Genomic DNA, 10,074 nt, shown 5'->3' with positions numbered 1-10,074 from the left:
GCTCATGGCCCGTGCTCCGCACGGGCGGGCTGTGCTCATGGCCCGTGCTCCGCACGGGCGGGCTGTGCTCATGGCCCGTGCTCCGCACGGGCGGGCTGTGCTCATGGCCCGTGCTCCGCACGGGCGGGCTTGGGCGCTCTACAGGGTCGTGTCTTCCCTCGTCGCTCCGGTCGCTTCGCTCCCTGCGCTCCTCCTCCAGACACGACCCGCGCCCAAGCCACCACAACCCCGTCACCACACCCTTCCGCGAAACCCGCCCACCCACGCAGGCTGACCCCATCACCACACCCCTCCACGAAACCCGCCCACCCACGCAGGCTGACCCCATCACCACACCCCTCCGCGAAACCCATCCACCCGCGCAGGGTGACCCGTAGGGTCGCTGCGCTTATGGCTGGATTGTGCTGGTGGCGTGCTCCACACGCGCGGGGCTCGGCCGCTGTGCTCACGGCGCATGCTCCGCACCCGTCGGGCTGGGGCGCTGTGCTCACCGAGCCCTGCGCGGGCGGGGCTTGGGCTTCTTCGAGGGCCATGTCCCCCGTCACTCCGGCTCCCGCCGGTTCTCGGCCCAGGCCCGGCCCGCGGCGTGCTCATCGCCCGTGCCCCCGCACGGGCGGGCTTGGGTGCCCCCGCAGGGCGCGGGGCACGACCCGCGCCCTGACCGCACGACCTCTGCCGGAACCCGCCCACCAGGGCGGGTCGCGTCAGGCGAGGGCTTCGGCGATGTGTTCGGTGGGGGTGAGGCGGTTGCCCTCCCAGAGGGCGGTGAAGGCGGTGGCGGCCATGAAGCGGACGCCGACGCCGATGCAGGACTCGTCCACGTCGAAGGTGCCCTGGTGGATGTCGCGGCGCTCGGAGGAGCCGGGCTTGCGGACGCCCAGGCGGGCGAAGGCGCCGGGGATGGATTCGAGGTACCAGCCGAAGTCCTCGCCGCCGAGGCTCTGCTCGGTGGGGACGGCGGAGCCGGTGCCGAGGACCCGCTCGGCGGCCTCGGTGAGCATCTGGATGCTCACGTCGTCGTTGATCACCGGGGGCACGCCGCGGGTGTAGTCCATCTTGGCCTCGACGCCGTACGCGCCGGCGACCGATTCGAGCAGCGACTTGATCATGTCGGGGGCGCTGTGCCAGGCGGCCTCGTCCAGGCAGCGCACGGTGCCCTCGGCGACGCCGTCGTCGGGGATGGCGTTGGCCACCGAGCCCGCCTCGACCCGGCCCCAGACCAGGCTGAGCGAGGAGCGGGGATCGACCCGGCGCGACAGCGCGGCGGGCAGTTCGGTGAGGATCTTGGCCAGCGCGAACACCAGGTCGGCGGTGAGGTGGGGGCGGGCGGTGTGGCCGCCGGGGCCGGAGACGCGGATCTTGACCTTGTCGCAGGCGGAGGTGATCGCGCCGACCCGCAGGCCGACCTGGCCGACGTCGAGCCGGGGGTCGCAGTGCAGGCCGAAGATCCGGTCGACCTCGGTGATGCCGCCGGAGGCCATGACCTCCAGGGCGCCGCCGGGCAGCTCCTCGGCGGGCTGGAAGATCAGCCGGACCCGGCCGGGCAGCAGGCCGGCCTCGGCCTGGCGGGCCAGGAACAGCGAGGTGCCGAGCAGGATCGTGGTGTGCACGTCGTGGCCGCAGGCGTGGCAGACGCCCGGCACGGTGGAGCGGTAGGGCACGTCCTTCTCGTCGGACAGCGCGAGCGCGTCGATGTCGGCGCGCAGGGCGATGGTCGGGCCGTCGCCGCTGCCCACGTCACACAGGACCCCGGTGCCCTTGGGCAGCACCGAGGGCATGAGGCCGGCGTCGCTCAGCCTCGCCGCGATGCGCTGGGTGGTGCGGTACTCCGCGAAGGCCAGCTCGGGGTGCATGTGGATGTCGCGCCGGAAGTCGACAAGCTCAGGCTCGACCTCGGCGAGAAAGGTGTCGAGCTCGCCCCGCAGATCACGTGCCCGCATCAGTCACCGTCCCATCTGCCACCGCAGCCGAGAGGCTCCCGGAGAGGCCGCGAGCAAGTCGCCCCCCGAGCGTACGGCCGGCGGCGCCCGCCACGGCGGGCGCAGGAGGCCGTCGCATCTCGGCCACGATCTTCGAATATGTCAAGGCTCCGCGCTCCGTACGGCCTCACGGGCGTGTACGGGGGCGCGGTGCCCCAGAAAGCGAGTCCCCGCTGGATGATCGCCGGGTGGCGCGATCGGCTCCAGTGCGGCCTGTCGGTCATCAGCGCAACCGGACGCGTGAGTTGTAGGCCGCGTAGCGCGTTGACGATGATTCGACTTTATCTCGCCGCCGGACCACCACGCGGGCAACCACGTCAATTGCCGGACCGGCGGCGGCCGTACCAGGGGCACCGACGGCCCCTCCCGCCACGGAAAACGCATCCGGCCCCAGCGGTGGCTCATCCAGCGAATTACCCGAAAACCACCCTAAGGAACCACTCGGGGATAGTCCGCGCGGACCCCCAGGCTAGCCCCGCCTTCCGGGACGCCGCCGCAGATCACGGGCGGGCCCCTAAACCCGGTTAAACGCCCGTCGGATAGCGGATTGTTGGGCCTTCAGGTGCTAGTGATCGAACCCTGGCGCTGCATGCCGATGAGAAGAATGCATGGTTCACTCCCAGTATGATCACTAATATCCCATTCGCGAAGAAGCACGCGAAGTTGAGCATCTTCGAACCGAGTGAGGGGACTTTGGTGGTCATCCCCTCACTCTCCCTGCCGCAGGACGAGCTGCGGCGGATCAAAGGGGTCCGCGCCTACGAGGAGCGCCTGTTGTTCCTGCTCCTCACCCTGCGCGCACCCGGGGTACGAGTGATCTACGTCTCCTCCGATCCCGTGGACGACGCGATCGTGGAGTACTACCTGAGCTTCCTGGACGACCCGGCCGGCGCCCGCTCCCGGCTGCACATGATCAGCACCTGCGACCCGGGCACGCTGCCGCTCACCCAGGCCGTGCTGCGCCGTCCCGGCCTCGTACGCCGGCTGCGGGAGCTGATCGCGGGCGAGGACGCCTGGCTGCTGCCGTTCGTCGCCTCCCCGGACGAGCAACTGCTCGCCGAGGCGCTGTCCATCCCGGTGTACGGCCCGCCGCCCGCGCTCGCGCACCTGGGCTCCAAGACCGGCGCCAGGCTCGTCGGCGAGGAGGCGGGCGTGCCCATGGCCCGCGGCTTCGCCGACCTGCGCTCGCTGGCGGAGATCGAGCAGGCGGCCCGAGCGCTGCCCCGCCCGAACCGGGTGATCGTCAAGCTGAACGACAGCTACTCCGGCCTGGGCAACGCGGTCGTGGTGCCCGACGGGGACACCCCGCTGGCGCAGTGCCCGACCAGCTTCTCCGCCGCGGGCGAGACCTGGGCCAGTTTCGCGGACAAGGTGGCCGAGCGCGGCGCGGTGATCGAGGAGTTCATCGAGCACCGGCCGCTGTACTTCCCCAGCGCCCTGGCCCGGATCACCCCCGGCGGCCACTTCGACGTGGTGGCCACGCATGACCAGGTGCTCGGCGGCGCGAACGCGGACGTCTACCAGGGCTGCACCTTCCCGGCGCGCCCGGAGTACCGGGGGCCGGTGGGCGAGTGCGCCGCGCGGATCGCCCGGGTGATGGCCGAGCGGGGCGTCATCGGCCTGTTCGGAATGGACTTCTTCGCGCTGAAGTCGGACGCCGGGTACGGCGCGCTGCTGTGCGAGATCAACCTGCGCATCGGCGGCACCACGCACCCGTTCGGGGCCGCCCTGCTCACCACCGGCGGCGCGTACGACCCCGGGCTGGGCACGCTCGTCGCCGGGGGCCGGCCCAAGTACTACGCGGCGACCGACAACTGCGCATCGGCGTTCCTGCACGGCAAGAGCCCGCGCGAGGTCGTCAAGCTGGTCGAGCAGCTCGGGCTGGGCTTCGACCGGGCCTCGCGCACGGGCAACGTGCTGCACCTGCTGGGGGCGGTCACGAAGTACGGCAAGGTGGGCTTCACCAGCATCGCCGACTCCCCCGAGGCCGCGGCCGAGCTGCACCGGGCCACGCTGCGGGCCCTCGGCGCGCTCACCTGACCCGCTTGCCGCCCCGCAGCCCGCGTACGCCGATGGCGCCCAGCACCAGCGCCAGCACCAGGTTGACCCCGATCAGGATGCCGTGCACGACGTAGAAGGAGGTCTCGTGCCCGTCGGCGAGGTTGAACCCAAGGCTGATCCACTCGAAGACCATGAACGCGGCAAGGCCGAGGAGGAACGCCGCGACCGTTCGTGACATTTGCATGCGCCCAGTATCAAGGCACGCACAGGCCGGGTGTCCCAGCACCCTCTGCGGGAAGTCAGTGCGTATGCAAACGGGTGCGAAGCTACTCTGAGATCGCTATGCGGACATATCACCTGCTGCCGGGCGCGGCACTGCTCGCCACCGCACTGCTCGCGCCGACGCTGGTCGCGCCCCCGGCCGTGGCCCGCCCGGAGAGGGCCACCCCGATCGGGGGCGAACTGCTGGGCGGGCGGGGGCTCGTGGTCCCGGCCGGGGTGAAGGCGCCGCCGAAGACGGCCGCGAAGTCGTACGTGATCGCCGACGCCGTCACCGGCGAGGTGCTGGCCGCCAAGGACCCGCACGGGCGCTACCTGCCGGCCAGCACCCTGAAGATCTTGACCGCGGTGACGCTGATCCCGAAGCTGGACAAGAACGCCAAGATCCGGCCCAGCCGGAACGCCTGCAACCAGGAGGGCAGCGCGGTCGGGCTGTCGGTCAAGGGCACCTACAGCGTCGCCGACCTGTTCCGGGCGCTGATGATGTCCTCGGGCAACGACGCCGCGATGGCGCTCGCGGAGGCCAACGGCAGCCTGCGCCAGACCATGGCCGACATGAACGCCGAGGCGCGGCGGCTCCAGGCGCTGGACACCGTGGCCAAGACCCCGAGCGGGCTGGACCGGCCGGGGCAGAGCAGCTCGGCGTACGACCTGGCGCTGATCGCACGGGCCGGGCTGGCGAACCCCGATTTCCGGCGATATGTCAGTACGAAGACCGCGAAGTTCCCGGCCCCGAAGGGCCACTACGAGATCTCCAACCACAACAAGCTGCTCTACCGCTACAAGGGCATGATCGGCGTCAAGAACGGCTGGACGTCCAAGGCCATGGGCAGCTTCGTCGGCGCGGCCAAGCGCGGCGACCGCACCATCATCGTCTCGATCATGCGGCACGACGGCTACTTCTGGGACGAGGTCGGCAAGCTGCTCGACTGGGGCTTCGCCTTCCAGGGGCGGGGCGTCTCGGTCGGCAGGCTGGTCGATCCGCTGCCTGCCGCCGACCCGCAGGCCACCAGCCCGGTCGGCGGGGCGCAGTCCAGCGCCCCGGTGGCGCCGGCGCCCAGCGCGCCCGCCGTGCCCAGCCACTCCCCGGTGTCCGCGGCCGACAGGCGCGGCGGGGTGGGCGGCCTCATCGCCCCCGTGGTCATCGCGGCCGGTCTGGTCGCGGGCCTGCTCTGGGTCATCATCGGCGTACGTCGCCGCGCCCGCGCCCGCTGGGAGTAGCCCCGGCGCCTCCTCAGCTCGCCCTGGCGCCGCTGGGAGAGCCGTGCACGGCCGGCAAGGGCGTGGGCTCGGGCGGCGGGCCGAGGGTCGCCGTGGCCGTCCAGGCGGCGGCGTACAGGGTGACCCGGGTGGCGAGGTTGATCCACAGCAGCAGGCCCGCGATGACGGCGAACGTGCCGTACACCGGGTTGTTCAGGGTGCCCGCCAGGATCAGCGTGGCGAGCTGCTTGAGCACCTGGAGCCCGACCGCCGCGATCAGGGCGCCGCCGAGCACCGCGCGGAAGGGCTGCGTGGCGCGCGCCAGCCAGCCCAGCACGATCAGGAACACCAGCATGTCGGCGCCCAGGCTCACCGCCAGGCCGACCAGCCACACCCCCGTCTGCCCGACCACCGAGTGCGACAGGCCCAGCCAGCCCGCCACCGTTCCGGTCGCCCCGGTGGCGAAGCCGCCCACGGCCACGGACAGCACGGCGGTCAGCCCGATCAGCACCAGCGCGACCAGGTCGCGCAGCTTGCCGAGGAAGAAGTTCAGCGGCGGCTCGGTGGTCATGGAGATCTCGCGCAGCGCGCCGCGCAGCGCGTCCACCGCGCCGAGCCCGGCGTACAGCAGACCGAGCAGGCCGAGGATGCCCGCGCCCACCCGGGCCTTGGACAGCTCCTGCAACCGGAGCTTGTCCGCCAGCCCCGGGAGCTGCTCGTTGATCGCCGCCTGCAGCGTCTCCAGCGCGTCAGGACGAACCGTCACGATGTACCCGAACAGCGCGAACGCCAGCGCGATGATGGGGAAGAAGGACAGGAACGCGAAGTACGTCACCGCGCCCGCGAGCCGGTCGCCCGACTGCACCTGGTACCGCTGCACCGTGCGCAGCACGTGGTCCAGCCAGGGCCATCTGATCCTCGCGCGCCCGACGGCGGCGCGTCCGCGTTCTTTTCGCGCCCCGGCGAACCGTTGGAGGCGCGCGAGCAGTCTTCCCATGTCCGGGCCCTACCCAGGCGCCGCCCGGCCATCCCGGCCGGACGGCGCGAACGGGAGGTCAGACCCGGGGCAGGAACCCCACGCGGTCGCGGACCTTCTCCATGGTCGCGCGGGCGACGGCCCCGGCGCGCTCGGCGCCGATGGCCAGCAGGCGGTCCAGCTCGTGCTCGTCGGCGAGCAGCTTCTCGGTGCGCTCGCGGATCGGGGTGAAGGTCTCGATCACCGCCTCGGCGACGTCCTTCTTGAAGGTGCCGTAGCCCTGCCCGGCGTAGCGGGCCTCCAGCTCGGGGATCGGGGTGCCCGTCAGCGCCGACTGGATGCGCAGCAGGTTGGTGACGCCCGGTTTGTTCTCCTCGTCGGCCACGACCTCGGAGCCGGTGTCGGTGACCGCGCGCATGACCTTCTTGCGCAGCGGGCCGGGCTGCTCCAGCAGGTCCAGGATGCCCTGCGGGCTGGAGGACGACTTGGACATCTTCGACGTCGGGTCCTGGAGGTCGGTGATCTTCTCGACCTCCTTCGGGATCGCCGGCTTGGGCAGGGTGAAGGTGTCGCCGTAACGGTGGTTGAACCGCTGCGCCAGGTCGCGGGTGAGTTCGAGGTGCTGCTTCTGGTCGGCGCCGACCGGGACCTCGTCGGCGTGGTAGAGCAGGATGTCGGCGGCCTGCAGGATCGGGTAGGTGAACAGCCCGACGCTGGCCGCGCCCTCGCCGTACTTGGCCGACTTGTCCTTGAACTGGGTCATGCGGCCGGCCTCGCCCATGCCGGTGAGGCAGATCAGCACCCAGGCCAGCTCGCTGTGCTCGCGCACGTGGCTCTGCACGAACACCGTGCACCGCTCGGGGTCGAGCCCGCAGGCGAACAACTGGGCCGCCGCGATCCGGGTGCGGCGGCGCAGCTCGGCGGGGTCGGGCTGCACGGTGATGGCGTGCAGATCGACCACGCAGTAGAACGCGTCGTGGGTCTCCTGCATCGCCACCCACTGGCGGACGGCACCCAGGTAGTTGCCCAGGTGGAAGGAGTCCGCCGTGGGCTGGATGCCGGATAGTACGCGAGGTCTGGCCATAGCCCTCGATTGTGTCAGGTATCCGGCGCTCCATGCGACTCGACGGGCTTGCCCGCGGCGCCGGGATCCTCCTTGTCCGCCGGAGCCGCCACCAGGGGCAGCGCGCGCCGCTCGATCCGCACCCGGGCGACCCGGCGGCCGTCCATCTCGGTCACGGTGAGCTGGAATCCGGGGATCTCCACGCGGTCGCCCAGCGCGGGCAGGCGGCCCAGCGCCGCCATCACGAACCCGCCCAGCGTCTCGTACGGCCCCTCGGGCAGCCGGACGCCGGCCTGCTCGGCGACGTCGCCCAGGTTGGTCAGGCCGTCGATCTCGATCTCACCCGCGGGCAGCCGCACGGCCTGCTCGTCCTCGACGTCGTACTCGTCGCGGATGTCGCCGATCAGCTCCTCGACCAGGTCTTCCAGGGTGACGATGCCGGCCGTGCCGCCGTACTCGTCCACCACGATCGCGAGATGGTGGCCCTCATCGCGCATCTCCGACAGCGTGGGCAGCACCCGTTTGCTGGCCGGCACCAGCTTGACCGGGCGGATGCGCACCAGCTCGCTGATCGGCTCGACCCGGCCGGTGAGCACCGGGTCCAGCAGGTCGCGCACGTGCACGAAGCCGACCACGTTGTCGTAGGAGTCGCGGTAGACGGGGAAGCGCGAGTGCGGCATCGTCGCGGCGAGCACCGCGGCCTCGGCCAGCACCGTGTCGGCCGACATGAACTCCACCTCGGTACGCGGCAGCATCACCTCCCTGAGCTGCCGCTTGCCGGCCGCGAAGACCTCCATGATGAGCTGGCGCTCGTCGGCGGGCAGCTCCTGGTGCCCGACCACCATGTCGCGCAGCTCGTCGGCGCTCATCTCCTCGCGGTCGGCCTCGGGGTTGCCGCCGAGCAGGCGCACCACCAGGTCGGTGGAGACCGACAGCGCCCAGATCACCGGCCGCGACAGCGCGGCCACGCCGTTCAGGAACGGGGCCACGACCAGCGCCATCCCCTCGGCGCGCTGCCGGGCCAGGCGCTTGGGGGCCAGCTCGCCGAGCACCAGCGAGACGTAGGAGATGGCCAGGGTGACCAGGACCAGCGCCGCGGGCGCGGCGGCGCCCCCGGGCAGGCCCCACGTCACCAGCACGGGCGCGAGGTCGGAGGCGAGCGTGTCGGCGCCGAAGGCGGCCGACAGCATCGTGGCCACGGTCACCCCGATCTGCACCGCGGACAGGAAGCGGTTGGGGTCTCTGGCGAGCTGGGCCACTGTGGCGCCCCGGCGGCCGTGCTTGCTGAGCTGGCGCACCTGGCTCTCCCGCAGGGAGACCATCGCCATCTCCGCCGCCGCGAAGAACCCGCCGATCAGGACGAAGATCAGGACCAGCGCGATGTTGGCGAGGACATTGTTCACGCGACTACCCGGTTCCACACGGGGCCGATGTTGAAGGTGCCAGCGTACCCGCCCTCTTTATCCCCGGCGGAGACCGGATGCGCGTATGCTGGCACCAGCGGCCGTACAAATTCCAACACTTTCCAACACAGATGAACAAGGGGTGCAGGTACGTGAAGCTGCTGGTCACCGGGGGCGCCGGATACATCGGAAGCGTGGTCGCCGCGCAACTCGTGGACGCCGGCCACGAGGTCGTGGTGCTGGACGACCTGTCCACCGGGCACGCCGACGCGGTACCGGGCGGGGCGCGCCTCGTCCAGGGGTCCATCACCGAGGCCGGGGGCGTGCTGGCCGAGGGGGGCTTCGACGGCGTGCTGCACTTCGCGGCCAAGTCGCTGGTGGGCGAGTCGGTGGCCAACCCCGGGCTGTACTGGGCCAACAACCTCGGCGGCACGCTGGCGCTGCTCGACGCCATGCGCACCGCGGGGGTGCGCCGGATCGTGTTCTCCTCCACGGCGGCGACGTACGGCGAGCCGGAGCGCACCCCGATCCTGGAGACCGACCCGACCCGGCCGACCAACCCGTACGGCGCCTCCAAGCTGGCGGTGGACACCGCGCTCACCGCGTACGCGGGGCTGCACGGCCTGGCCCCGGTCAGTCTGCGCTACTTCAACGTCGCCGGCGCCTACACCGCGGCCGACGGTACGGTCTACCGGGAGCGCCATGCCGTCGAGACCCACCTCATCCCCAATGTGCTCGCGGTCGCGCTCGGCGAGCGCGACTCGGTGAACGTCTTCGGCACCGACTACCCCACGCCCGACGGCACGTGCATCCGCGACTACATCCACGTCGACGACCTGGCCCGCGCCCACCTGCTCGCGCTCGACGCCACCGCCGAGGGCGAGCACGCGATCTACAACCTGGGCAGCGGCACCGGCTTCTCGGTGCAGGAGGTCATCGCCGCCTGCCGCGAGGTCACCGGCCACGCCATCCCGGCCACCATCGCCGACCGGCGACCGGGCGACCCGGCGGTGCTGGTCGCGTCCTCGGCCCGCATCCAGCGCGACCTGGGCTGGAAGCCGGAGCGTACGACCCTGCCGCAGATCATCGGCGACGCGTGGGCGGCGCTGCGCGGGCAAGGCGTGGCGTGACGTTCCGCGAAACCGTGTGTGCGGCCGGTGAAATTGTGATGTG

Annotated in this window: 8 protein-coding genes; 3 read left to right on the top strand and 5 right to left on the bottom strand. The window is 71.6% G+C overall.

Features of this window, described 5'->3' with window-relative positions; all coding sequences use genetic code 11:
- Window positions 1–704: 704 nt before the first annotated feature.
- Window positions 705–1,940 (bottom strand): amidohydrolase, encoded by a 1,236-nt coding sequence (locus HNP84_RS21505; protein WP_185051590.1) that lies wholly within the window; start codon window positions 1,938–1,940, stop codon window positions 705–707.
- A 735-nt stretch (window positions 1,941–2,675) separates the two neighbouring features.
- Between HNP84_RS21505 and HNP84_RS21500 the strand changes: the two genes are divergently transcribed.
- Window positions 2,676–4,019 (top strand): peptide ligase PGM1-related protein, encoded by a 1,344-nt coding sequence (locus HNP84_RS21500; RefSeq protein WP_312925400.1) that lies wholly within the window; start codon window positions 2,676–2,678, stop codon window positions 4,017–4,019.
- Here the strand turns inward: HNP84_RS21500 and HNP84_RS21495 are convergent.
- Window positions 4,012–4,224 (bottom strand): SCO4848 family membrane protein, encoded by a 213-nt coding sequence (locus HNP84_RS21495; RefSeq protein WP_185051588.1) that lies wholly within the window; start codon window positions 4,222–4,224, stop codon window positions 4,012–4,014. The two genes, HNP84_RS21500 and HNP84_RS21495, sit on opposite strands and share 8 nt — an antisense overlap.
- 98 nt (window positions 4,225–4,322) lie before the next feature.
- On the opposite strand from HNP84_RS21495, the gene HNP84_RS21490 reads away from it, so the two are divergent.
- Entirely contained in the window at window positions 4,323–5,480 is a 1,158-nt protein-coding gene (locus tag HNP84_RS21490; RefSeq protein ID WP_185051587.1) for a D-alanyl-D-alanine carboxypeptidase family protein, read from the top strand.
- Window positions 5,481–5,493: 13 nt separating this feature from the next.
- On the opposite strand, the gene HNP84_RS21485 is transcribed toward HNP84_RS21490, so the two are convergent.
- From HNP84_RS21485 to HNP84_RS21475, 3 genes are read right to left on the bottom strand one after another with little or no spacing between them, the layout of a single operon-like run.
- Window positions 5,494–6,456 carry a YihY/virulence factor BrkB family protein gene (locus HNP84_RS21485; protein WP_185051586.1) on the bottom strand — a complete coding sequence of 321 codons (963 nt, stop codon included), beginning with the start codon at window positions 6,454–6,456 and terminating at the stop codon, window positions 5,494–5,496.
- A 58-nt stretch (window positions 6,457–6,514) separates the two neighbouring features.
- On the bottom strand, window positions 6,515–7,519 hold the full coding sequence (trpS, locus tag HNP84_RS21480) for a tryptophan--tRNA ligase (protein WP_185051585.1): 1,005 nt from the start codon (window positions 7,517–7,519) through the stop codon (window positions 6,515–6,517).
- Between the two features lie 14 nt (window positions 7,520–7,533).
- Window positions 7,534–8,901, bottom strand: a complete 1,368-nt coding sequence (locus HNP84_RS21475) for a hemolysin family protein (RefSeq protein WP_185051584.1) — start codon at window positions 8,899–8,901, stop codon at window positions 7,534–7,536.
- 152 nt (window positions 8,902–9,053) lie between these two features.
- On the opposite strand from HNP84_RS21475, the gene galE reads away from it, so the two are divergent.
- A complete protein-coding gene (galE, locus tag HNP84_RS21470; protein WP_185051583.1) occupies window positions 9,054–10,031 on the top strand; it encodes a UDP-glucose 4-epimerase GalE in 978 nt (325 codons plus the stop codon).
- Window positions 10,032–10,074 lie beyond the last annotated feature (43 nt).

This window comes from Thermocatellispora tengchongensis, assembly GCF_014202315.1.
Taxonomy (GTDB): Bacteria; Actinomycetota; Actinomycetes; order Streptosporangiales; family Streptosporangiaceae; genus Thermocatellispora; species Thermocatellispora tengchongensis.
Note: the sequence above shows the minus strand (reverse complement) of the source record. Positions and strands in the feature narration are given on the sequence as shown.